The 22120-nt window shown below is 58.7% G+C and carries 23 protein-coding genes; 18 read left to right on the forward strand and 5 right to left on the reverse strand.

Features of this window, described 5'->3' with window-relative positions:
- The first annotated feature begins 131 nt into the window (after nt 1-131).
- The 15 genes from ACR0DJ_RS15735 (at nt 132) to ACR0DJ_RS15805 (ending at nt 14476) form a co-directional block, all read left to right on the forward strand.
- On the forward strand, nt 132-980 hold the full coding sequence (locus ACR0DJ_RS15735; protein WP_170345779.1) for a peptidylprolyl isomerase: 849 nt from the start codon (nt 132-134) through the stop codon (nt 978-980).
- 6 nt (nt 981-986) lie between these two features.
- Nucleotides 987-2213 carry a bifunctional glutamate N-acetyltransferase/amino-acid acetyltransferase ArgJ gene (gene argJ, locus ACR0DJ_RS15740; protein ID WP_480685580.1) on the forward strand — a complete coding sequence of 409 codons (1227 nt, stop codon included), beginning with the start codon at nt 987-989 and terminating at the stop codon, nt 2211-2213.
- Nucleotides 2210-2608 (forward strand): 8-oxo-dGTP diphosphatase MutT, encoded by a 399-nt coding sequence (gene mutT / locus ACR0DJ_RS15745; protein ID WP_480685582.1) that lies wholly within the window; start codon nt 2210-2212, stop codon nt 2606-2608. Before argJ ends, mutT begins: the two co-directional genes overlap by 4 nt.
- 173 nt (nt 2609-2781) lie before the next feature.
- Nucleotides 2782-4725, forward strand: coding sequence for an AMP-binding protein (locus ACR0DJ_RS15750; protein WP_170345981.1), 1944 nt, complete (start codon nt 2782-2784; stop codon nt 4723-4725).
- Between the two features lie 78 nt (nt 4726-4803).
- On the forward strand, nt 4804-5622 hold the full coding sequence (locus tag ACR0DJ_RS15755; RefSeq protein WP_170345777.1) for an ABC transporter ATP-binding protein: 819 nt from the start codon (nt 4804-4806) through the stop codon (nt 5620-5622).
- Nucleotides 5623-5788: 166 nt separating this feature from the next.
- Nucleotides 5789-6196, forward strand: coding sequence for a hypothetical protein (locus ACR0DJ_RS15760; protein WP_480686289.1), 408 nt, complete (start codon nt 5789-5791; stop codon nt 6194-6196).
- Nucleotides 6197-6207: 11 nt separating this feature from the next.
- Nucleotides 6208-7194, forward strand: a complete 987-nt coding sequence (locus tag ACR0DJ_RS15765; protein WP_257599761.1) for a branched-chain amino acid ABC transporter permease — start codon at nt 6208-6210, stop codon at nt 7192-7194.
- A gap of 10 nt (nt 7195-7204) precedes the next feature.
- Complete coding sequence (locus tag ACR0DJ_RS15770) at nt 7205-7393, forward strand: hypothetical protein (protein ID WP_480685585.1); 189 nt, start codon at nt 7205-7207, stop codon at nt 7391-7393.
- Nucleotides 7390-7647 (forward strand): hypothetical protein, encoded by a 258-nt coding sequence (locus ACR0DJ_RS15775; RefSeq protein WP_480486140.1) that lies wholly within the window; start codon nt 7390-7392, stop codon nt 7645-7647. Before ACR0DJ_RS15770 ends, ACR0DJ_RS15775 begins: the two co-directional genes overlap by 4 nt.
- A 3-nt stretch (nt 7648-7650) precedes the next feature.
- Nucleotides 7651-8727 carry a branched-chain amino acid ABC transporter permease gene (locus ACR0DJ_RS15780; protein ID WP_170345774.1) on the forward strand — a complete coding sequence of 359 codons (1077 nt, stop codon included), beginning with the start codon at nt 7651-7653 and terminating at the stop codon, nt 8725-8727.
- A 74-nt stretch (nt 8728-8801) separates the two neighbouring features.
- A complete protein-coding gene (locus ACR0DJ_RS15785) occupies nt 8802-10085 on the forward strand; it encodes an ABC transporter substrate-binding protein (RefSeq protein ID WP_257599763.1) in 1284 nt (427 codons plus the stop codon).
- Between the two features lie 109 nt (nt 10086-10194).
- Entirely contained in the window at nt 10195-11028 is an 834-nt protein-coding gene (locus ACR0DJ_RS15790) for an ABC transporter ATP-binding protein (RefSeq protein WP_257599764.1), read from the forward strand.
- Nucleotides 11029-11047: 19 nt separating this feature from the next.
- Entirely contained in the window at nt 11048-12265 is a 1218-nt protein-coding gene (locus tag ACR0DJ_RS15795; RefSeq protein WP_170345772.1) for a phenylacetate--CoA ligase family protein, read from the forward strand.
- Between the two features lie 122 nt (nt 12266-12387).
- The gene (locus ACR0DJ_RS15800; RefSeq protein WP_480685587.1) at nt 12388-14052 is read left to right on the forward strand and encodes an ABC transporter permease; all 1665 of its coding nucleotides are present in this window, start codon (nt 12388-12390) and stop codon (nt 14050-14052) included.
- A gap of 73 nt (nt 14053-14125) precedes the next feature.
- Nucleotides 14126-14476 (forward strand): DUF2794 domain-containing protein, encoded by a 351-nt coding sequence (locus tag ACR0DJ_RS15805; protein ID WP_480685588.1) that lies wholly within the window; start codon nt 14126-14128, stop codon nt 14474-14476.
- Here the strand turns inward: ACR0DJ_RS15805 and ACR0DJ_RS15810 are convergent.
- From ACR0DJ_RS15810 to ACR0DJ_RS15820, 3 genes are all read right to left on the reverse strand, one after another.
- Nucleotides 14473-15210, reverse strand: a complete 738-nt coding sequence (locus ACR0DJ_RS15810; protein WP_480685589.1) for a C40 family peptidase — start codon at nt 15208-15210, stop codon at nt 14473-14475. The two genes, ACR0DJ_RS15805 and ACR0DJ_RS15810, sit on opposite strands and share 4 nt — an antisense overlap.
- Nucleotides 15207-16589, reverse strand: coding sequence for a leucyl aminopeptidase family protein (locus tag ACR0DJ_RS15815; RefSeq protein WP_480685590.1), 1383 nt, complete (start codon nt 16587-16589; stop codon nt 15207-15209). Before ACR0DJ_RS15815 ends, ACR0DJ_RS15810 begins: the two co-directional genes overlap by 4 nt.
- A gap of 63 nt (nt 16590-16652) precedes the next feature.
- Nucleotides 16653-17042, reverse strand: a complete 390-nt coding sequence (locus ACR0DJ_RS15820) for a hypothetical protein (protein WP_170345768.1) — start codon at nt 17040-17042, stop codon at nt 16653-16655.
- Between the two features lie 144 nt (nt 17043-17186).
- Between ACR0DJ_RS15820 and ACR0DJ_RS15825 the strand changes: the two genes are divergently transcribed.
- Together ACR0DJ_RS15825 and ACR0DJ_RS15830 are read left to right on the forward strand one after the other, a co-directional pair.
- Nucleotides 17187-17837: a carbonic anhydrase gene (locus ACR0DJ_RS15825; RefSeq protein ID WP_170345767.1), complete on the forward strand. Its 651-nt coding sequence runs from the start codon at nt 17187-17189 to the stop codon at nt 17835-17837.
- Nucleotides 17838-17938: 101 nt separating this feature from the next.
- Entirely contained in the window at nt 17939-18475 is a 537-nt protein-coding gene (locus tag ACR0DJ_RS15830; RefSeq protein WP_480685592.1) for an SRPBCC family protein, read from the forward strand.
- A 47-nt stretch (nt 18476-18522) separates the two neighbouring features.
- On the opposite strand, the gene ACR0DJ_RS15835 is transcribed toward ACR0DJ_RS15830, so the two are convergent.
- Nucleotides 18523-19440, reverse strand: coding sequence for an endonuclease/exonuclease/phosphatase family protein (locus tag ACR0DJ_RS15835; RefSeq protein ID WP_425079420.1), 918 nt, complete (start codon nt 19438-19440; stop codon nt 18523-18525).
- Nucleotides 19441-19723: 283 nt separating this feature from the next.
- Between ACR0DJ_RS15835 and ACR0DJ_RS15840 the strand changes: the two genes are divergently transcribed.
- Entirely contained in the window at nt 19724-20914 is a 1191-nt protein-coding gene (locus tag ACR0DJ_RS15840) for a S41 family peptidase (protein ID WP_480686290.1), read from the forward strand.
- Nucleotides 20915-21018: 104 nt separating this feature from the next.
- On the opposite strand, the gene ACR0DJ_RS15845 is transcribed toward ACR0DJ_RS15840, so the two are convergent.
- Nucleotides 21019-22041 carry an aspartate-semialdehyde dehydrogenase gene (locus ACR0DJ_RS15845; protein ID WP_257599772.1) on the reverse strand — a complete coding sequence of 341 codons (1023 nt, stop codon included), beginning with the start codon at nt 22039-22041 and terminating at the stop codon, nt 21019-21021.
- Between the last annotated feature and the right edge of the window lie 79 nt (nt 22042-22120).

Here is a 22120-nt window from a genome sequence, read left to right on the forward strand (position 1 = left end):
CCCACCTTGCGCGCAACCCATAGATACGGGGGGTGAAAGGCGGCCCTGTCCAAGGCTTCAAAGCGATGTAAGCGGCAGGTTCCAGAGTGTCAACGCCGCGCCCTGTCGCGGCAAGAAAATAGGATGATTCAATGCCCAAAGGTCTCACTTTTCTGCCATCGCTGGCCCTGGCCGCCGTGATGGCCCTGCCGCTGGCCGCCGAAAACCAGCCGGATGCGTCGACCGTTGTCGCTCGGGTAAACGGGGATGAGATCACATTGGGTCACGTGATCGCCACCGTCGCTTCTCTGCCACCGCAATATCAGCAGGCGGAAGACGACGTGCTGTTCGACTTCGTTCTGGAACAGCTGATCCAGCAGCAATTGCTGGGACAGCAACAGGATGGCCTGAACAAGCGGAACGCGCTGACACTCGACAATGAAAAGCGGTCGCTTCAGGCGGTTCAGACGGTCGCGGCCCTGACCAGCGATGTTGTTACCGACGAAGCCATTCAGGCCGCTTACGATGCGCGTTTCAATGAATTTGCGGGTGAAGACGAATTCGACGCCAGCCATATTCTGGTGGAATCGGAAGAAGAAGCCAAAGCGCTCAAGGCACAGCTTGATGATGGTGCCGATTTTGCGGAACTCGCCCGCGAGAACTCGACCGGTCCGTCCGGCCCGAACGGTGGCGCGCTGGGATGGTTCGGAAAAGGCCAGATGGTACCCGAATTCGAGGCGGCAGTGATCGCGCTGGAAAAAGGGCAGGTGTCGGATCCGGTGCAAACTCAATTTGGCTGGCATCTGGTCAAGCTGAACGACAAGCGCAAAACCGAAGCCCCCGAACTGGACGCGGTGCGCGATGAGCTGGCGCAATCCATTCAGCAAGAGGCCATTCAGGCGCGGATCGACGAGTTGACCCAGCAGGCACAGATCGAACGCCCCGCGCTGGAAGGCGCAGGCCCCGAGATCATGCGCCAGCTGGACCTGATTCAGGAGTAAAGACCCGTGGCCACGATCACAAAGGTTTCGCCGCTGGCGCCCGCGTCTTTCCCTGAACTGCCTGCGATTGACGGTGTGCGTTTTGCCACCGTCGAAGCGGGTGTGCGCTATCAGGGCCGCACGGATGTCATGCTGGCTGTTCTTGATCCGGGCACGTCGGTGGCGGGCGTCTTCACCCGCTCGGCCACCCGTGCGGCACCGGTTCTGGATTGTCAGGAGAAAATCGGCGGCCCCAGCGACAGACCCGCTGCGATCCTTGTGAACTCGGGCAACGCCAACGCCTTTACCGGGCATTACGGCCAGACATCGGTTGCCGAGGTGACGCAGGCCGTTTCCAAAGCGACCGGTGTCCCGGTCGAGCGGGTCTTTACCTCATCCACCGGAGTCATCGGTGAACCGCTGCCGCATGATCGCATCATCTCGAAGCTTGAGGCGTTGAAATCCGGCCTCAGCCGCCATGCAATCGAAGACGCCGCGCGGGCGATCATGACGACGGACACGTTCCCGAAAGGGGCGGGTGCACAGGTCGAAATCGGCGACAAAACAGTCTCTATTGCAGGGATTGCGAAGGGGTCTGGCATGATCGCGCCAGACATGGCGACGATGCTGGTCTATATCTTCACCGACGCTCAGGTCGAGCAATCCGCGTTGCAGGAAATGCTGAGCGCCCAGACAGACCGCACCTTCAACTGCATCACTGTGGACAGCGACACTTCGACCTCCGACAGCCTTCTTCTCTGCGCGACCGGAGCCTCGGGCGTCGATGCCACCGGCAACGCCGCTTTCGCAGAGGCGCTTGAAACGGTGATGCTGGACCTCGCGCAACAAGTGGTGCGCGACGGCGAAGGCGCCACCAAATTCGTGGAAATCCGCGTGACCGGTGCCGCTTCGGATTCGGATGCCAAGGTGCATGGTCTGTCCATCGCCAACTCGCCCTTGGTCAAGACCGCGATCGCGGGCGAGGACCCGAACTGGGGCCGCATCGTCATGGCCATCGGCAAATCCGGCGCCGCTGCCGACCGTGACCTGCTGAGCATTTCCTTCGGAGATATCCTGGTGGCGGAAAAAGGCTGGGTCAGCCCGGATTATCGCGAGGAAGACGCCGCCGCCTATATGAAAGGTCAGGACCTCGTGATTGCGGTCGATCTGGGGCTGGGCGAGGGGAAATCCACCGTCTGGACCTGCGATCTGACTCACGGGTATATCGAGATCAACGCGGATTATCGCTCGTGAAGACCTTACTGGTATCTGCTGTCGCCCTGATCGACATCGAGGGCCGCGTGTTGCTGGCCCAACGCCCGGAAGGCAAATCCATGGCCGGTCTGTGGGAATTTCCCGGCGGCAAGATCGAGCCGGGCGAAACCCCCGAGGCCGCCCTGATCCGCGAATTGCACGAGGAACTGGGCATCGACACCTGGGCATCCTGCCTTGCGCCGCTGACCTTCGCCAGCCACAGCTATGACGATTTCCACCTGCTGATGCCACTGTTTGCCTGCCGCAAATGGGGGGGCATCCCGCAGTCGAAAGAGGGTCAGGCGCTGAAATGGGTGCGGGCGAATGACTTGCGCAACTACCCGATGCCAGCGGCGGATGTGCCACTGATCCCGATTTTGCGGGATTGGTTGTAACAATTCGTAAGATTCCGGAAAACATCACGAAAAAGTTGACGCTGATCTTTCTCCTTGTCCTTAATCGGGGCAGCGGCGCGCGGGTCTGACCCGGCGGTGCCGTTCCGGCCCAAACTCGGGCCGGATGGGGAGGAGAGATAGAATTGGCTCAGACGCAGTCGGGCGCCGAGGGGATGCACTCCCTTCCGGCGCTGCTACACCGCAATGCGACGCAGTTCGGGGATGCCCCGGCTTACCGCGAAAAGGAATTCGGGATCTGGCAATGCTGGACCTGGGCGGAAACGGCCGCCGAGATCCGCGCGTTGGCGCTGGGATTTCTTGAACTTGGCGTTGAAAAGGGTGACCACATCGCCGTGATCGGGCGCAACCGTCCGGCACATTACTGGTCAATGGTTGCGGCGCAGATGGTCGGTGCCGTTCCGGTTCCTCTCTATCAGGACGCGGTTGCCGAAGAGATGGCCTATGTGCTGGAACACTGCGGCGCGAAATATGTCGTCTGCGGCGATCAGGAGCAGGTCGACAAGGTCATCGAGATTCAGGAAAACCTGCATCAGGTCAAACACATCCTCTATACCGACAAGCGGGGGATGCGGAAATACGACCACAGCCAGATGAATGCCCTTGATGACATCAAGGCCGAGGGCAGCGCCGGTCATGCGCGTTTCGACGCCGAACTGGACAGGCGCATCGGTGAGATCACCTATGACGACACCTGCGTGATGCTCTATACCTCGGGCACCACGGGCAAGCCCAAGGGCGTGGTGCTGTCGAACCGCAACGTGATCGAAAGCGCCAGGAACTCGGCCGAGTTCGATCACCTGACCCGGAACGAAGACATCCTGTCCTATCTGCCGATGGCCTGGGTTGGTGATTTCATCTTTTCCATCGGTCAGGCTTATTGGTGCGGGTTCTGCGTGAACTGCCCCGAAAGCGCAGACACGATGATGACCGACCTGCGCGAGATCGGGCCGACCTATTTCTTCGCCCCGCCGCGCGTGTTCGAGACCCAGCTGACCAATGTGATGATCCGCATGCAGGATGCCAGCGCGCTCAAGCAGCGGATGTTCAACTTTTTCATGGACCACGCCAAGAAGGTGGGCGGGCGCATCCTGGATGGCCAACCCGTCGGCTTCATGGACCGCCTGAAATACGCGATCGGCAACATGCTGGTCTATGGGCCGCTCAAGGATACGCTGGGCTATGGCCGGATCCGCGTGGGTTACACCGCGGGCGAGGCGATCGGGCCCGAGATCTTCGAGTTCTACCGCTCGCTGGGGATCAACCTCAAACAGCTCTATGGCCAGACCGAGGCGACCGTGTTCATCACCGTCCAGCCCGACGGCGAGGTGCGCGCCGACACCGTTGGCGTCCCGGCCCCGGATGTCGAGCTGAAGATCGCCGACAATGGCGAGATCTACTATCGCTCGCCCGGCGTGTTCGTCGAGTATTACAAGAACCCGGACTCGACCGCATCAACCAAGGACCCCGAGGGTTGGGTGGCCACGGGCGACGCGGGGTTCATCGAGGAACGCTCGGGTCATCTGCGGATCATCGACCGCGCCAAGGACGTGGGCAAGATGGCAGACGGGTCGATGTTCGCGCCGAAATATGTCGAGAACAAGCTGAAGTTCTATCCCGATATTCTGGAGGCGGTGCTGTTCGGCAATGGCAAGGATCGCTGCGTGGCCTTCATCAATATCGATCTGACCGCGGTCGGCAACTGGGCCGAGCGCAACAACGTGGCCTATGCCTCGTATCAGGAACTGGCGGGACATCCGCGCGTGTTAGAGACGATCAAGGCCCATGTGGAAGAGGTGAACAAGTCGGTTGCCGCTGACGAGATGCTGTCTGGCTGTCAGGTGCACCGCTTTGTGGTTCTGCACAAGGAACTGGATGCAGATGATGGCGAGATGACCCGGACCCGAAAGGTGCGGCGCGGGTTTGTCGAGGACAAGTTCAGCGACATCATTGCCGCGCTTTATGACGGTTCCAAGACGGTTTCGACCACGACCGAGGTGACCTATGAGGATGGGCGCAAGGGGTCGATCTCGGCGACGCTGGAAATCGTCGATGCACCGGTTGTTCCCGTCGCCCAACACAAGGTTGCCGCAGAATGAGGGCCGTACGAGCGCCGCTCGACCTGCGGTCATCGCCCCGCCCGCCGTCCCGTTTTCGCGCAAGTCAGGGAGTGACCGATGCTGGATAATTCCGAAGGATATGTCACCGAAGACGGTCGCAAGATCGGCGGTGTGGTGATGGAAATGAAGAACATCACCCTGCGCTTTGGTGGTGTGGTGGCGATCAAGGATATCTCGTTCGACATTCGCGAGGGTGAGATCCGTGCGATCATCGGGCCCAATGGCGCCGGTAAATCCTCGATGCTGAACGTGATCTCGGGCTTCTATGTTCCGCAAGAGGGCGAGGTCTGGTTTCATGGGTCCAGGCGCCCGCCGATGCGGCCCTTTGAGGTGGCGCAGCAGGGCATTGCCCGGACGTTCCAGAATATTGCTTTGTTCGAAGGGATGAGCGTTCTGGACAACGTGATGACCGGGCGGCTGGGGTACATGAAGACCAATATCCTTCAGCAGGCACTGTGGAAGGGCAAGGCCGAGAAGGAAGAGACAGAAAACCGTGAAGCTGTCGAGAAGATCATCGACTTCCTTGAAATTCAGCACATCCGCAAGACGCCGGTGTCGCGCTTGCCCTATGGCCTGAAAAAGCGCGTCGAACTGGCCCGCGCGCTGGCGGCGGAGCCCAAGCTGTTGCTGCTGGATGAGCCGATGGCGGGCATGAACGTCGAAGAGAAAGAGGACATGAGCCGCTTTATCCTCGACGTGAATGACGAATTCGGCACCACCATCGCCCTGATCGAACACGATATGGGCGTTGTGATGGATCTGAGCGACCGGGTGGTCGTGATGGATTACGGCAAGAAGATCGGTGACGGAACGCCTGACGAAGTGCGCAACAACCAAGAGGTTATCGACGCCTATCTGGGGGTCAGCCATGATTAACCTAAGACACAACACTGGTTTGACGTACAGTAGGTTCCGTCACTCTTGGATTTCTCGCCCACAATCGGCTGGTTTTTTTGTTGCCCTTTTGGTGCTGATGTCCCTTGCGATACCGGTGCAATCAGCGCAAATGACGGAACAGATTAACTCTGTTACAGAACGATGCATGAAGACTGTCCTAGAGGTGGGCGGATACAGGGGCTTCCGAGGGGCTGAGTTTTTAGGGATTTTGGACGACGGCGTGCATGTGGCTGAGGGCGATATCGACGTCTTTTTGCGTCTTCGCACAAAAGAAATTAGGCGCCGCAGTGATCAATGTAGTTTCGAAGCAGAAGATGTGACCGAACGAGAGTTTGGTATGCACGCTGCATCTTTGTCTCAAGTTGCAGAACATCTTGGGCTATCGCGTGTCAGACCCGCTACGACTACCAATTTCACCTATGCGGGTTGCATTGAAGACGACATCAAAGGTCCGACAAGTTTAGAAATCAAAACAGTTTATCTTCGAAAATCGAAAGTCACACTCTTTCGTGTGGAATCCTCTTTCGGTGGATTCTCCAACTGCGGTAATTGAGGAGCGCCGACATGCCTGAACAACTCGTATTTGCGATGGAGGTCATCCTCAACGGTCTGATGGCCGGGGTGCTTTATGCGCTGGTCGCTCTGGGCTTTGTACTGATCTACAAGGCGTCTGGAATTTTCAATTATGCCCAAGGGGTTATGGCCCTGTTCGCGGCGATGACGCTGGTCGGGATCATGAACGGGCAGGTGCCGTTTGCGCATCTGATCAACGCGACTTTCGGCACCCATATCCACTATTTCGGGTGGAATGTGCCCGCGTTGCTGGCGATCATTCTGACGATGGGTGTGATGGTGTTGCTGGCCTGGTGTGTGCAGCGGTTCGTCATGCGCCATCTGGTGGGGCAGGAACCAATCATTCTGTTCATGGCGACCATCGGTCTGGCGTACTTCCTTGAAGGCGTGGCCGACCTGATGTGGGGGTCCGAGATCAAGACGCTGGATGTGGGCCTGCCGCAGGGGATCAACCTGTGGATTGACGAGACGACGTTCAACATCTTCGGCTATGGCTTCTTCATCGACAATCTGGACATCGTGGCGACGGTCATCGCGGCGCTTCTGGTCGCGGCGCTGGTCGCGTTCAGCCAATACACAAAGCAGGGTCGCGCGATGCGGGCGGTAGCAGATGACCACCAGGCGGCGCTGTCCGTTGGCATCTCTTTGAACTTCATCTGGGTCATGGTCTGGTCGGTTGCGGGATTTGTCGCCCTGGTCGCAGGTATCATGTGGGGCACCAAGTCGGGCGTGCAATTCTCGCTGTCGCTGATCGCCCTCAAGGCGTTGCCGGTGCTGATGCTGGGCGGGTTCACCTCGATCCCAGGCGCTATCGTGGGCGGCCTGATCATCGGCGTAGGTGAGAAGCTGTTCGAGTTTGCCATCGGCCCGATGGTTGGCGGCGCGACCGAGAACTGGTTCGCCTATGTGCTGGCGCTGATCTTTCTGGTGTTCCGACCGCAGGGCCTGTTTGGGGAGAAGATCATTGAGAGGGTTTAGGAGCCGTCTGATGTTCGCCGTGGCCGTATCGTGTGTTGCAGCTATTGCGTCAGGTATCGCTGTCCATTCGGGCGGCAAGTATCGCGGACCCGGCGTAGAACCTGCACTTGATACGGTGGATACGATTGCGCTTATGGGGATTTCAGCTGCCGCGATGTTCGTATTGGTGATGTGGTTCACTTGGTGGGGTTCATCATGACCAAGCTGATCGCCATCATCAACGTGATCGCATGGGCGGGGTTCTGGGCCTTTGGCTACATCGCCCTGACCTCGGACGATCTGACCGAAGGCCAACTGACGATTGCAGCGATCCTGGCCTTTGCGGGGCTGATCATGGGGGTTCTGGCCTACCTGAAACTGGTGCGCGCCTCGGAGGCGAGCGGATATGCCAAAGGGTCCAATCAACTGGACGCCGAAGCCCGGAACCGGGCGCAGGAAGAATGGGGAAAGTAAGACATGTTCTATCGTGAGGCCGGAGATTTCAAAACCTCCTACGTGGATGACAGCCAGACTTTCCCGATCAAGTTCGATCGGTATCGGTACTATGTCGTCCTTGCCGTAGCGTTCGGGATCATTCCGTTCATCATCAACGACTATTGGGCCAATGCACTTCTGCTGCCTTTCCTGATCTATGCCATTGCGGCAATCGGTTTGAACATTCTGGTGGGGTATTGCGGGCAGGTCAGCCTGGGTACCGGGGGGTTCATGGCCGTTGGGGCCTATGCCTGCTACAAGCTGATGACCGCTTTCCCGGATGTCAGCATGTTTGTTCACGTGTTGCTGGCCGGCGGGATAACGGCCATCGTCGGTGTGCTGTTCGGCTTGCCATCCTTGCGGATCAAGGGGTTCTACCTTGCGGTGGCGACGCTGGCGGCGCAGTTCTTTCTGGTCTGGCTGTTCAACCGGGTGCCGTGGTTCTACAACTATTCGGCCTCGGGGCAGATCAACGCGCCGGAACGGGATGTGTTCGGCATCATCATCACTGGTCCGAATGCATCGGCCTGGGCCACCTATCTGTTCTGTCTGATTTTCCTGACCTTCTGCGCCATCGTTGCACGCAACTTGACGCGCGGTACGACAGGGCGGACATGGATGGCGATCCGCGACATGGACATCGCCGCCGAGATCATCGGGGTGAACCCGCTCAAGGCGAAACTGACCGCCTTTGCCGTAAGCTCGTTCTTCGTGGGCATCGCGGGCGCGCTGTTCTTCGCGGTCTATCTGGGCGCGGTCGAGGTTGGCGAGGTGTTCGGCATCCAGAAATCGTTCCTGGTGCTGTTCATGGTCATTATCGGCGGATTAGGGTCTATTTTCGGATCCTTTGCCGGAGCCGCCTTCCTGGTGTTGCTGCCGGTTGTTCTGAAACTTGTCGGCGTCGATTTGCTGGGCTGGCCCACTGACATCGTGGCGCACCTCAACCTGGTGATCGTGGGTGCGCTGATCATCATGTTCCTGATCCTCGAACCACACGGGCTGGCGCAGCTGTGGCGTGTGGCGAAAGAGAAACTCAGACTCTGGCCGTTCCCGCACTAAGGGGCAGGCCCAAGGAAAAGACGGGTGCGAAGCCCGAAACTCAACATCGGATCAATCAAGGGAGGACACACCCGATGAACAAGAAACTGGCAACCCTGGCGCTGGGCGCCGTGATGGCCGCAGGTCCGGTCATGGCCGACCTGGTGTTTCCATCGCTCAGCTACCGGACTGGCCCATACGCAGCGGGCGGTATTCCGTTCGCGGATGGCTATGCAGACTATTTCACCCTGCTGAACGAACGCGATGGCGGTATCGGTGGCGTTCCGGCCAAGGTTATCGAGTGCGAAACCGGCTATAACACCGAAAAAGGTGTGGAATGTTATGAATCCACCAAGGGTGAAGGCGCGCTGGTCTATCAGCCTCTGTCAACCGGCATCACCTATCAGCTGATCCCGAAAGTAACGGCAGACGGTATCCCGCTTCACACGATGGGTTATGGCCGGACCTCGGCTGCCAACGGCAAGGTGTTCAGCCATGTGTTCAACTATCCGGCCAACTATTGGAACGGTGCATCCGGCGCGATCAACCATCTGCTGGATGAAAATGGCGGAGATCTGAGCGGCAAGAAGATTGCGCTGGTCTATCACAACTCTGCCTACGGCAAAGAGCCGATCCGTACGCTTGAAACCCTGGCCGAAAAGCATGGCTATGAACTGACCCTGCTGCCCGTTGACCATCCCGGTCAGGAGCAAAAGTCGCAGTGGTTGCAGATCCGCCGTGAAAAGCCTGACTATGTCATCATGTGGGGCTGGGGCGTCATGAACCAGGTTGCGGTTCAGGAAGCCGCCAACATCCGCTTCCCGATGGAAAACTTCATCGGTGTCTGGTGGTCGGGCGCGGAATTCGACGTTGAGCCGGCAGGTGAAAAAGCCAATGGCTATAAGGCGTTGACCTTCACCGGCCTGGGTATGGACTATCCGGTATATGACGATCTGAAGAAGTACGTTGTGGATGCGGGCAAAGCCGCGGGCGCAGGTGATCAGCTGGGAACGGTTCAGTACAACCGCGGTCTGTATGCCGCGATGCTGGCGGCCGAAGCCGTGAAGACCGCGCAGGAGATGCACGGAACCGCCGACATCGACGCATCGATGATGCGTGACGGAATGGAAGCGCTGGAGATCACCAATGCCAAGATGGAAGGTCTGGGCATGGCAGGTTTTGGACCCGAATTCTCGGTAAGCTGTGAAAACCATGGCGGCCCCGGCCTTGTGGGCGTCGTTCAGTGGGATGCGGCAGCAGGAACCTGGAACCCGGTTCAGGATTTCAAACCGACCGATGTCGAGGTGATCAGTGCGCTGATCGAAGAAGACTCGGGCGCATATGCGGCTGAAAACAACATCACACCGCGTTGTGAATGATAAACCCATCGCCCCGGACATTCCGGGGCGGTGCAGACAACCGGAGCGGCGGTTTGCCGCCGCTCCTCACGAATAGTCCCGAAGGGGACAGGCATGAGGACACGCGCTGATGCTGGATGCGGCACAAACCACTGACGTGCAGGCGGAAACCCTGCTTGAGGTCAACAATATCGAAGTGATCTACAACCATGTGATCCTCGTGCTGAAGGGCGTAAGCCTGACTGTGCCCAAGGGCGGTATCACGGCTTTGCTGGGGGGCAATGGCGCGGGCAAGACGACCACGCTCAAGGCAGTGTCGAACCTGCTGCATTCGGAACGCGGCGAGGTCACGAAAGGCACGATCAAGTATCGTGGCCAGAACGTACACGAAAGCGACCCCGCCGTTTTGGTGGAAAAAGGCGTGATTCAGGTGATGGAAGGCCGTCATTGTTTCGAACACCTGACGGTCGAAGAAAACCTGCTGACGGGTGCCTATACCCGCAAGGACGGCAGCGCGGCGATCCAGCGGGATCTGGAACTGGTCTACAATTACTTTCCCCGCCTGAAAGAACGCCGCCGCTCGCAGGCCGGCTATACGTCGGGTGGAGAGCAGCAGATGGTTGCCATGGGCCGGGCATTGATGTCGCGCCCCGAGACGATCCTGCTGGACGAACCTTCGATGGGGCTCGCGCCGCAGTTGGTCGAAGAGATTTTCGGCATCGTGAAGGACCTCAACGAGAAAGAGGGCGTGTCCTTCCTGTTGGCCGAGCAGAACACAAACGTCGCCCTGCGGTTTGCGCATTACGGGTACATTCTGGAATCCGGGCGCGTTGTGATGGATGGCCCGGCCGCCGAACTGCGCGAGAACCCGGATGTCAAGGAATTCTACCTTGGTATGTCTGACGAAGGCCGCAAAAGCTTTCGCGACGTGCGGTCCTATCGCCGCCGCAAGAGGTGGCTGTGAGCGGATGGAGGATATGGCGATGACCTTTTTCGACGCACTCGAAACACGCTCGGCGGACGAACGCGCTTCGGATCAGGCCGCAGCGCTGGTAGAGCAGATCAAGCGTGCGGCATCGGCCCCCGGGTTTGCTGCACATTTTTCTGAATCAGACACTAACAAGGTGGTTTCGGCAGATGATTTGCCGATGTTGCCGGTGCTGCGCAAATCGGACCTGATCCGCGCGCAGGCAGAGCGCCCCCCATTTGGTGGGTTCACCGTGAAGCCTGCGCGCCACTTCCATCACGTGTTCCAGTCTCCCGGTCCGATCTATGAACCGGGCAGCACTGACCGCGATTGGTGGCGCATGGGCCGGTTCCTGCACGCCGCTGGTGTTGCAGCTGGTGATATCGTCCAGAACTGCTTTGGCTATCACCTGACACCGGCAGGCATGATCTTTGAAAACGGTGCCCGCGCTGTTGGTGCTGCCGTTCTGCCGGCGGGAACCGGGCAGACCGAATTGCAGGTGACAGCCGCGCGTGACGTTGGTTGCACCGCCTATGCGGGCACCCCTGATTACCTGAAAGTCATCCTGGACAAGGCCGACGAGATGGGCGTTTCGCTGAATTTCTCCAAGGCCGCCGTTGGTGGTGGCGCGCTGTTCCCGTCCCTGCGTCAGGAATATGCGGATCGCGGTATTTCGTGCCTGCAATGCTATGCGACGGCGGATCTGGGTAACATCGCCTATGAAAGCGCTGCGATGGAGGGGATGATCATCGACGAACACGTGATCGTCGAAATCGTGACGCCCGGAACCGGTACACCGGTAGCGCCGGGCGAAGTGGGCGAGGTTGTCGTGACCTCTCTCAATCCGGATTACCCGTTGATCCGCTTTGCGACCGGAGATCTTTCGGCCGTCATGCCGGGTGTCTCACCCTGTGGCCGGACCAATACCCGGATCAAAGGCTGGATGGGGCGCGCCGACCAGACCACCAAGATCAAGGGGATGTTCGTACGCCCGGAACAGGTAGCGGCCCTGGTCGACAAACACGAGGAAATCGTCAAAGCCCGCGTTATCGCAGCCCGTCAGGGTGAGATGGACACGATGACAGTCCGGATTGAAAGCCCGCGCGGTGACGACCCGGCATACGCCAAGTCGGTGGCCGAGGTGTTGAAGCTGAAGGGCGCGATCGAGGTCGTGGCCCCCGGATCCCTTCCCCGGGACGGGGTGGTGATCGAGGATCAGCGCGTCTACGAATAATGACCTTTTTCAAGTCTGCGGCAGTTTGCGCCGCAGATTTGTTGACCGATGCACTGGTGTTTCCGAGCTTTTTGGTCGATTAAAGGCGGACCCTTCGCCTTTGCCAATCACAAGCCGGGATGATGGCCGAAATCGAGTTTTCACAGAATGGATCGCGCAATCGCGGTGTGCGTGGTACCCGACTGCTGGCGGGGATCGCCTATGTCGTGGCTGCCGCGTGTCTGTTGCCCATGATCGCCGTGGTCCTGGCGGCTGTGACCGGGGGAACGGACACAATCTCGCACCTGATGGAGACGGTGCTGCCCGGCTATATCGTGACGACCCTGATTCTGGTGGTGTTGGTCGCGGCGGGTACGTTCAGTATCGGCACCGGGGCGGCCTGGCTGGTAACGATGACCCGTTTTCCCGGAGTGCGGTTTCTAGAGATCGCACTGGTCCTTCCGCTGGCCTTTCCGGCCTATGTTCTTGCCTATGCCTACACCTTCATTCTGGATCACCCGGGCATCGTTCAAAGCACGCTGCGTGATGTAACCGGTTGGGGCCCGCGCGACTATTGGTTCCCGGAAATCCGCTCGACCGAGGGTGCGGCGGTCATGTTGATCCTGGTGCTTTACCCTTATGTCTACCTTCTAGCGCGGGCTGCGTTCCTGCAACAAAGCGCGACCGCATTTCTGGCGGCGCGGGCGCTGGGCAACAATCCATGGCTGGCGTTTCGGCGCGTGTCACTGCCAATGGCGCGGCCTGCCATTGCAGGCGGCGTTCTGCTGGCCGTCATGGAGACCATCGCTGATTTCGGAACCGTGTCGTATTTCGGCGTGCAGACCTTTGCCACCGGGATCTACACAAGCTGGTTTTCCATGGCCGACCGAGCGGCGGCTGCACAACTTGCGCTGTGCCTGCTGGTCTTTGCCCTGATCATGGCCGTGGCCGAGCGCACCCAGCGCGGCAAGGCAAAATACTATCAGGCCGGGAAACAGCATGTGGCGCAACCGGCGGCAAATCTGACGGGCCTGCGGGCCTGTGGCGCATTCCTGCTTTGCGCGATACCTGTTCTTTTCGGATTTTTGCTGCCTGTCATCATTTTGGTCGAGATGGGCCTGGAATCCGAACAGAACCTGCTGTCGCAGCGCTATATCGGCTTCATTCAGAATTCGCTGATCCTTGCTGGTACGGCGGCGGTCATCACCGTTTTTGCGGCGATCAGCGTCGGGTTCTTTCAACGTCTGAGACCGGGGCGCGCCTCGTCTGCGACCGCCTATATGGCGCGTCTGGGATATGCCGTGCCCGGTGGTGTCATCGCGGTTGGTTTGATCGTCCCCTTCGCGAGCTTTGACAACGCGCTGGATGTGTGGATGCGGCAGACCTTCGACGTGTCCACGGGGCTGTTGGTTACAGGTTCGATCTGGCTGCTGGTCGCTGCCTACATGGTGCGGTTCCTGGCTGCTGCGCTCAGCGCATATGAGGGTGGCCAAAGCACGGTGCACGCCAATATGGATGCCGCAGCCCGCTCACTTGGTCAGACGCCGTTGGGAACACTGCGGCGTGTTCACCTGCCCATTCTGACCCCGTCTCTGCTGACGGCCCTGCTGATCGTGTTCGTTGACGTGATGAAGGAGCTTCCGGCCACGCTGATCATGCGCCCGTTCAATTTCGACACGTTGGCGGTGCAGGCATATCGATTGGCCTCGGACGAGAGATTGGAGGGCGCAGCTGTGCCTTCGCTGGTCATTCTGGCCGTAGGTCTGCTGCCTGTAATCCTGATCTGCCGTCAGGTCGGCCGACGGTAACACTTGTGTCGTAATTGTAAGACAACAGCGCATCAGGCTTGATTCAAATACGATTTCCGGCAAGGCTGAAGGTATGAATATGCAGCCTCCCAGCCGGCTCTCGGCAAGCGCAGCGCAGATGCCCGTGGCTTTCGACCGGCATGAGATGTCTCAAATCCTATCCGTTTACGGTCGGATGGTCGCCGCCGGGGAATGGCGCGACTATGGCATTTCCAACCTGCGCGACATGGCGGTGTTCTCGATCTTCCGGCGCACCGCGGAACACCCGATCTACCGAGTCGAAAAGCATCCGCGCCTGCGGTCGAGACAGGGAATGTATTCCGTCATAGGTATGGATGGCCGTATCCTGAAGCGCGGCCACGATCTGCGAGCAGTCCTGCGGGTATTGGAGCGCAAGCTGATCCGGGCCGTAAACCCGGATTAGAGCCTTTTGTGGGCTGTCACAGGCCCGTCACCCTGATCCATTATGCGGTGGATCGCCTGATCCATTGGCTCGAATACCACCGCCATATGGCTGGCGTTCGCATGCAGCAGCATGTTGTCGCCCGAAACCCAGGCCACATGCCCTTTCCAGAACAACAGATCACCCCGTTGCGCAGGGGTCCCTTCGATCACGGTATTGCCCAAAGCGCGCTCCTGATCGCCGCTGTCGCCGGGGCAAGGCAGGCCGCAAGCCAAAAGCCCTGCCTGCACCAACCCGGAACAATCGATGCCGAACCGGCTGTTGCCGCCCCATAAATAGGGTGTGCCCAGAAACAGCTTGGCCACTTCGACCGGGTCGTCAGGCTTTACGGTCATCGGCGCCGTGTGCACCTTTGGGATATAACCCAGTTCGGTTTCAACAAACCGGTCCGTCTCGGTCCTGGCTTGGATTCTGCTTCCGAAACTCAGCGACACCAGATCGCGGCTTTTGAAATCCGCTTCCTGGTAGGCATGCGTTGCAGGCGCCGTGATCCAATGGGTCGCAGGCGCATCCGCCGTCAGCTGATCCGTTCGCAACCAGCCGGTATACCCGTCTTTGTCTGCGATGACCCTGTTCCACCCTGACTTTGTTTCCTCGATCCGAACCGTATCACCGAACAACAATTGCCGGTCGCGTGGTCCGTCTGGGCTGCGCAGCAAATCGACAACGGGTGCGGATATGCGGTGGCGTGTCACAGTCCCAATATCTCTGGCAAGGCCGCCAAAACGGCACGTGGCCCCTGACCCAGACCGCCCTTGGTGCGCCCCGGTTCTTTGCTGGGCTGCCAGGAATAGATGTCAAAGTGTATGTAGCGGCATGCGCCCACGAACCTGCGCAGAAACAGGGCGGCTGTGATCGACCCTGCAAACCCGCCCGACGGCGCGTTGTCCAGATCGGCGATACCGGGTCCAATCATCGCTTCATAGGGCGTGTGGAACGGCATGCGCCAGACCGGATCAGCCGAAGCCTCTGCGGCATGCGACAGGGCAGACGCGCAGCGCTGATCATCGGTGTAGAACGGTGCCAGATCGGGGCCCACAGCCACACGGGCGGCCCCGGTCAGCGTCGCCATCGAGATCACCAGATCGGGCTCTCCTTCAGCCGCCAGCGCCAGCGCATCAGCAAGCACCAGACGCCCTTCGGCATCCGTATTGTTGATCTCGACCGTCAGCCCCTTGCGAGAGGTCAGGATGTCGCCTGGACGGAAGGCATTTCCGGCAAGCGCGTTTTCGACCGCCGGTATCAGGACCCTCAATTGCAGGGGAAAACCCAGCTGCATGATCATCCGCGCCAACCCCAGCACATTGGCCGCGCCACCCATGTCTTTCTTCATCAGACCCATGGATGCGCCCGGTTTCAGGTTCAATCCGCCCGTATCGAAACATACCCCTTTGCCGACCAGAGTCAGCTTGGGGCCGCTGCTGCCCCAATTCAGCTCGATCAGCCGGGGGGCCTGTTCGGCGGCGCGCCCTACGGTGTGGATCATGGGGAAATTCTGTTCCAGCAAGGCCGCGCCGCTGATCACGCTGCACGCGGCACCGAATTCGCCGGCCAGAGCCTCGGCCGCCTGCTGCAACTGCTCAGGACCCATATCCGAGGCTGGCGTATTCACCAGATCGCGGGTCAGAACTTCGGCATTGGCCATCGCTTCGATACGGTTGGCGTCGACACCTTCGGGCGCAACCAGCGCCGCGGTTCCAGCAGATTGAGACGCGTAGCGATCGAAGGTGTAACCTGTCATCAACCAGCCAAAGCACTCCATTTCCAGACGATCAGCGGGAATTCCGGACGCGATATGATAGGTTCCTTCGGGCAATGCCATGGCTGCGGCGGCCAATGGGAACCTTTTTCGCGCGCGCTTGTCTTCTGTTCCATACCCGGCCAGCACAAAATCAACCACGCCATGCGCGCCTGGCACCAGCAGGGTCTGCCCCATCGCACCTGTAAACCCGCTTGCGGCAACCCAGGCCCGGACGGTATCCGGCTGGTCCTGCAACCAACTGTCCAAATCCGGCTGCGCAATCACATGAAGCGGTATGGACGGGTCAGAGGATGGGGCGAAGGACAGGGTCATGGGCGTCTCGGCTGATGGTTTCTGCGCACAGACTAGCCGCGCATGATCTGCCCGCAACCCCTGTCAGACGGAAAGGTCCTGCTGGTCCCAGACGGCGGTCAGCGATCGTTCGCCCACGCGGATCAAACGCCCAAGCGTCGCGCCCGCCGCAACGGCGTCACCGGCATCGACGGTGTGGGCCACGTCACCCGCCACCCGGGCCAGGGCCGTCATCCCGATCTGTTCGGATATAGCGACCAGTGACCTGGCGCATTTGCGCAGGTCCGCCCATTCGCGCTGACGCCAGTAGCGTTCGCAGTTTGACAGGCGCACGGCAAGCTCTTCGACCGTGCGACACAGAACATCCAGCGCATTCTTGTCGCCAAGTTGCCGGTACAGCCCGCTCAGTTGATCCGAGTCCAGACGGACGGATTCCTTATGTTCAAGCGTGATAATCTTTTCCACCACATTCACCCTAGTTCAAACGCCCCCACGGCGCGGTGTTGATCCTGGCAGAAAATTCCTTTGCAAAACCTTGCGGGGAAACTGGATAATGGCTCGAATTTTCGTTGAATTCGGTTTAGATCATCCTTCAGCGACAAGAACGGGGACATTGAAATGGAATTTGCCAAACCTCTGCCGAGCTACCTTGTAAAACGGTATCACGGTTGGAAGGCCACAACATATTCGGAAAACCAGGTCTGGTATCGCCGTCTCGCCGATGAAGGGCAACGCCCCCGCGCCATGGTCATATCCTGCTGCGACAGCCGGGTTCACGTCACGTCCATGTTCGGCGCTGACCAGGGCGATTTCTTTATTCACCGCAATATCGCCAACCTGGTGCCGCCCTATGCACCGGACGGGGACCACCACGGCACCAGCGCCGCGATCGAATACGCTGTAACGGCGCTCAAGGTCGCTCATTTGATCGTGCTGGGGCATTCGCAATGCGGCGGCGTGCAGGGCTGTATCGACATGTGCAAGGGGCAGGCGCCGCAGCTGGATGCCAAGGACAGTTTTGTTGGTCGCTGGATGGATATTCTCAAGCCGAAATACGAACTGGTCGCGGATATCGAAGACAGTGTCGAACAGGCACGACAGTTCGAACGTCAATCGGTCGTCGCATCACTGGAAAACCTGATGACCTTTCCCTTCGTCTCGTCAGCCGTTGATCAAGGCGCGCTGAGCTTGCACGGCTTGTGGACGGATATCGGTGCAGGCGGGCTTGAAAGCTATGACCCTTACCAAAAAAAGTTCGTCCCGGTCTGACGACAACACATCGGCAAATCCGAAACGATAAAGATAGCGGCTCTGATTCAGAGCCGTTTTTGGTATACTCCACTCATTGCATTTGAAGATCGGAGCCTACCATGAAAGTCATCAAGCGCATCTTCGCAGGATTGGTCGTTTGCATTCTGGTTCTGGTCGCGGCTTCCTATCTGTTGCCAGGAAAGGCAGAAGTTTCGCGTAGCATTGCGATCGATGCGCCGCCAAAAGCCATCTTTCCTTACGTGAATTCGATGCAGGAAACCGAAAAGTGGTCTCCGTGGCTGCACCGCGATCCCGAAACCAAACTGACGTATTCCGGCCCTGCCGCCGGGGTCGGGAACACTCTGAACTGGGCGTCGGATCACCCGCAGGTCGGCACGGGATCACAGGAAATCGTCGAGAGCGTGGAAAACCAACGGGTCAGAACGGCGCTTGATTTTGGTCCGATGGGTACTGCCGCGGCGTCCTTCATCCTTGAGCCTGACGGGGCGGGAACCAGAGTGACCTGGGGGTTTGATTCGGATCTGGGTCTCAACCCTATCTCCCGCTGGATGGGGGTGATGATGGATACATGGGTGGGCGAGGACTATGAACGTGGTCTGACCAATCTGAAGGAACTGGTTGAAACCCAAGGCTAGGCCGCTTGTTTGTATGGAAGCATGCGGCGGTGTGCTTTGCGGAAGTCCTAGCCCAGTCGAAACCGGGCAAGCTTTCCCAGGTGATCGGATCCCATGAAGGGGCGCAGCTCTACCGTTCCGGTTGTGCCTTTGGGGAACAAAAGGTTGTCTATCGGCAATGGGATTTTCCAACTGCCGAGGTTGTGGGTGTTCAGGACGGTTCCAAAGCTCTGGTTGTTTGCGGCCGCTCCGATCCGTCTGACGCTTTCGCCCCAGGGCACCATGTTGAAATCCCCGGCAATCAGAACCGGTCCTTCAAGTTGGCTGATGCGGTCGGCAATCACCTGGCTTTGCCTGGACTGGTCGTAAGGAAATGGCCAGTTCAGATGAACTGAAACAACCCAGATCAAATCACCGCCGGGCGCTTTGACCTGTAACCCCACAAGCCCATAACCTTGCAGACAGAATTCGGAGTTCTCGACGATCGGCAAGGTCGTCAGGATGGCGACGTTTTGTTCAGGGCGGAATTCACAGATCGCCTTTTCGGGGTAATGCTCGAACAGGTTGCTCATGTACTTGCGATTGTGGCTGGAGACTTCCTGCAACGTCACGATCTGTGCATTGGACTCAATGATGTCTTCGGCCAGTGAATACCGGGGCCAGGCTTTGCTCATGAGGTTCTTCTGGTACAGCGTCAGGCAGGATCCGTTGCAATCGTCCGAGGGCGCGGCAACGCTGGCGGCGATGGATCCAATGGCCGCCCCGGCAAAGACCAAGGTGGTCAATGCAAGAAATCTGGCACGCATGAAAAGAAGTATCACGGCGCAGGCCAGAAGCAGAACACCAGCCTGAGGACGGAGCAGAGCGATTGAATCTCCTACGGCAAAGACCTGCCCCGTAAAGCCGATGACGATCAGTGCCATCAGAACGCATGTGCATCCGATGGTCAGGGACTTGGCAATCCTGCGTCTGGTCGAAATTTGCATGCCCTGCCTCTTCCGCCTTGCACCGGGCAGTATTTTTTCCGGACTTCCGGCATCCGCCACGAACAAGGTTCAGTTTTAGGTGGCAAGCGTGTCTGGTTTTGTCAACAGCTTGGCGATTTTCAACGCGGGCAAGACTGTGCGGCTGCACAGGTTTCTTTCGAAGCTACAAGTAGAGGTGAAGTTTGACTGGCAGACAAGACTGAGAGCAAATCCGATTTGGATTTGATAGTCCTCTCTTGAGCTCAATCTGGACATTGACGAGCGGCTATGCGCACCGTGAAACATGTCGCTCACGGAAGATCTGAACCAAATTTTGGAAACTGTGCTGCCAACCGATCCCAGCTTTCGGAGGATCGAAAGGGCCGTGATAGACAGCTGTATTTGTGAAACCCGGCGACACGCCTTGGAGGGCTCCAACGAAGCCTTCCTGATGTCAGCGATGCGTCTATTGGCACTTCCCGACAATGGGCACACACGGCTGATCCCGAACGATGCGATCGAGGTGCTGCCGCTGAGGTTCGTGACCGTAGGGCGTTCCGTGCAACTCATCGGCGCGGCACCAGAGATAACCGCACCTCGAGGAGAGCTGATAGCGGTCAATGGCGCAGATCTGAGCCGGATTGAAGCCGCTGCTGAGCAGTTTCTGGCGGGAAGGCACCAAAGGAAACGGGTCATCGGACCGATTCTTTTGGCTTGGCCGTACGCTCTGGCACGTTTGGGTTTTGCGTCAGGCAGCGGAACGACCGAGTATCGTCTGCGGGACGAAAATGGACAGATAAAGAATCTGAAAGTGGCCAATGGACACACCGTTCCCGGATCCGTGCTGTACCCCAGAAACGAGCATGGCAAGGATGATCCAACCTGGCAGCCTGAGGCTTTTGCGGAGATAACGGACTGGCAGGACCTTGGGCTATCAATTGCGTTGCCAAGCTTCTTTGATCCGAACGAAACTGCGCTGCTTGCAGCCATCTCAGCCGCAGTGGAATGCGTGCGCGCCTGCTCGAACAAACCGCTCTTGATCGACGTTCGCGGAAACACGGGGGGCGACTTTCTTCTGACGATGCCCTTGATCGACGCGATCTCGGAAAGCGCAAACACGCAGATCGTTGTGCTTGTCGATAAATTCACGTTTTCCGCAGCGATCGTGTTTGTAGCCATCCTCAAACATCGATTGGGAAACAGGCTCACACTCATTGGAGAGGAGATGGGTGATGGCTTAACGTTCTTTGCAGAGGGCGGGTTGCTCGATTTGCCGGCCAGCAAAGCGGTCGTTCGATACTCATCAGCCTTTCACGATTGGAAGAACGGAACGGCTGACGAAACCACCCCGCCCGAAGTTGCGCGCAAAATCGTAGCTGTAGGTGCACTGAATTTGGATTTGGAATGGGTCCAAGGGTCTGCGGAAGAGGATGCGCAAGGCGAGTTCCATCAACGCGTTCTCAAGAGCATGAGCAATTGGATAAACGACCGTTGAATTCGCACGACGGTCGTCCAGCCCGCAAACCTGGCACTTATCAAAAAACCCGCTGAAAAATCAGCGGGTTTTCTGGTTTTCAAGCCTTGGCGAAAATCGGGATGTCAGCCCTTTTTCAGAACCTCGCGGCCCAGAAGTTCCGCGATCTGCACCGCGTTCAGGGCGGCGCCCTTGCGCAGGTTGTCGCTGACGCACCACAGGTTCAGACCGTTCTCGATGGTCGAATCCTGGCGGATACGGCTGATGAACGTGGCGAAATCGCCCGCGCATTCGATCGGTGACACGTAGCCACCCGCTTCGCGTTTGTCGATCACCATGATGCCCGGTGCTTCGCGCAGGATGTCGCGGGCTTCGTCTTCGTCCAGAAACTCTTCGAACTCGATGTTCACGGCCTCGGAATGGCCGACGAAAACCGGCACGCGGACGCAGGTCGCGGTGACCTTGATCGACGGGTCGACGATCTTCTTGGTCTCGACGACCATCTTCCATTCTTCCTTGGTCGAGCCGTCTTCCATGAAGACGTCGATCTGCGGGATGACGTTGAAGGCGATCTGCTTCTGAAACTTGTTCGGCGGCACGTCCGTTGTCGGGTTGTAGATCGCCTTGGTCTGATCCCAAAGCTCGTCCATGCCTTCTTTACCGGCGCCCGACACCGACTGGTAGGTCGAGACCACGACGCGCTTGATCTTGGCGCGGTCATGCAGCGGCTTGAGTGCCACCACCATCTGCGCGGTCGAGCAGTTCGGGTTGGCGATGATGTTCTTGTTCTTGTAGTCGTGGATCGCCTGAGGGTTACATTCCGGCACGATCAGCGGAATGTCCGGGTCATAGCGATACAGCGACGAGTTGTCGATTACCACACAGCCAGCCGCAGCCGCCTTGGGGGCATAGGTCTTGGTTGCGTCCGAGCCGATGGCGAACAGTGCCATGTCCCAGCCGGTGAAGTCGAAGGTGTCGATGTCCTGGGTGGTCAGTGTCTTGTCGCCAAAGCTCACCTCGGTCCCCAGCGAACGACGGCTTGCCAGCACGGCAAGTTCATCGACCGGGAACTGGCGTTCCGCCAGGATGTTCAGCATTTCGCGGCCCACGTTACCCGTGGCGCCGGCGACAACGACGCGATAGCCCATTTCATGTCTCCAATGTTAAGGACGCGCGTTCATAGCCGCGTTGCAGCGAAGAAAAAAGGGCTATCACGGGTGAATTGGC

Source organism: Ruegeria sp. BF10 (genome assembly GCF_056538725.1).

Bases quoted from the DNA above. Each gene is read 5' to 3' on its own strand.
- ACR0DJ_RS15760 (WP_480686289.1), top strand. From the start codon at position 5,789: ATGAAGACTGTCCTAGAGGTGGGCGGATACAGGGGCTTCCGAGGGGCT.
- ACR0DJ_RS15830 (WP_480685592.1), top strand. From the start codon at position 17,939: ATGAAAGTCATCAAGCGCATCTTCGCAGGATTGGTCGTTTGCATTCTG.
- ACR0DJ_RS15780 (WP_170345774.1), top strand. From the start codon at position 7,651: ATGTTCTATCGTGAGGCCGGAGATTTCAAAACCTCCTACGTGGATGAC.
- ACR0DJ_RS15750 (WP_170345981.1), top strand. From the start codon at position 2,782: ATGCACTCCCTTCCGGCGCTGCTACACCGCAATGCGACGCAGTTCGGG.
- ACR0DJ_RS15755 (WP_170345777.1), top strand. From the start codon at position 4,804: ATGCTGGATAATTCCGAAGGATATGTCACCGAAGACGGTCGCAAGATC.
- ACR0DJ_RS15790 (WP_257599764.1), top strand. From the start codon at position 10,195: ATGCTGGATGCGGCACAAACCACTGACGTGCAGGCGGAAACCCTGCTT.
- ACR0DJ_RS15835 (WP_425079420.1), bottom strand. From the start codon at position 19,440: ATGCAAATTTCGACCAGACGCAGGATTGCCAAGTCCCTGACCATCGGA.
- ACR0DJ_RS15785 (WP_257599763.1), top strand. From the start codon at position 8,802: ATGAACAAGAAACTGGCAACCCTGGCGCTGGGCGCCGTGATGGCCGCA.
- ACR0DJ_RS15765 (WP_257599761.1), top strand. From the start codon at position 6,208: ATGCCTGAACAACTCGTATTTGCGATGGAGGTCATCCTCAACGGTCTG.
- ACR0DJ_RS15770 (WP_480685585.1), top strand. From the start codon at position 7,205: ATGTTCGCCGTGGCCGTATCGTGTGTTGCAGCTATTGCGTCAGGTATC.
- ACR0DJ_RS15845 (WP_257599772.1), bottom strand. From the start codon at position 22,041: ATGGGCTATCGCGTCGTTGTCGCCGGCGCCACGGGTAACGTGGGCCGC.
- ACR0DJ_RS15805 (WP_480685588.1), top strand. From the start codon at position 14,126: ATGAATATGCAGCCTCCCAGCCGGCTCTCGGCAAGCGCAGCGCAGATG.
- ACR0DJ_RS15800 (WP_480685587.1), top strand. From the start codon at position 12,388: ATGGCCGAAATCGAGTTTTCACAGAATGGATCGCGCAATCGCGGTGTG.
- ACR0DJ_RS15795 (WP_170345772.1), top strand. From the start codon at position 11,048: ATGACCTTTTTCGACGCACTCGAAACACGCTCGGCGGACGAACGCGCT.
- ACR0DJ_RS15815 (WP_480685590.1), bottom strand. From the start codon at position 16,589: ATGACCCTGTCCTTCGCCCCATCCTCTGACCCGTCCATACCGCTTCAT.
- ACR0DJ_RS15840 (WP_480686290.1), top strand. From the start codon at position 19,724: ATGTCGCTCACGGAAGATCTGAACCAAATTTTGGAAACTGTGCTGCCA.
- ACR0DJ_RS15825 (WP_170345767.1), top strand. From the start codon at position 17,187: ATGGAATTTGCCAAACCTCTGCCGAGCTACCTTGTAAAACGGTATCAC.
- ACR0DJ_RS15735 (WP_170345779.1), top strand. From the start codon at position 132: ATGCCCAAAGGTCTCACTTTTCTGCCATCGCTGGCCCTGGCCGCCGTG.
- ACR0DJ_RS15775 (WP_480486140.1), top strand. From the start codon at position 7,390: ATGACCAAGCTGATCGCCATCATCAACGTGATCGCATGGGCGGGGTTC.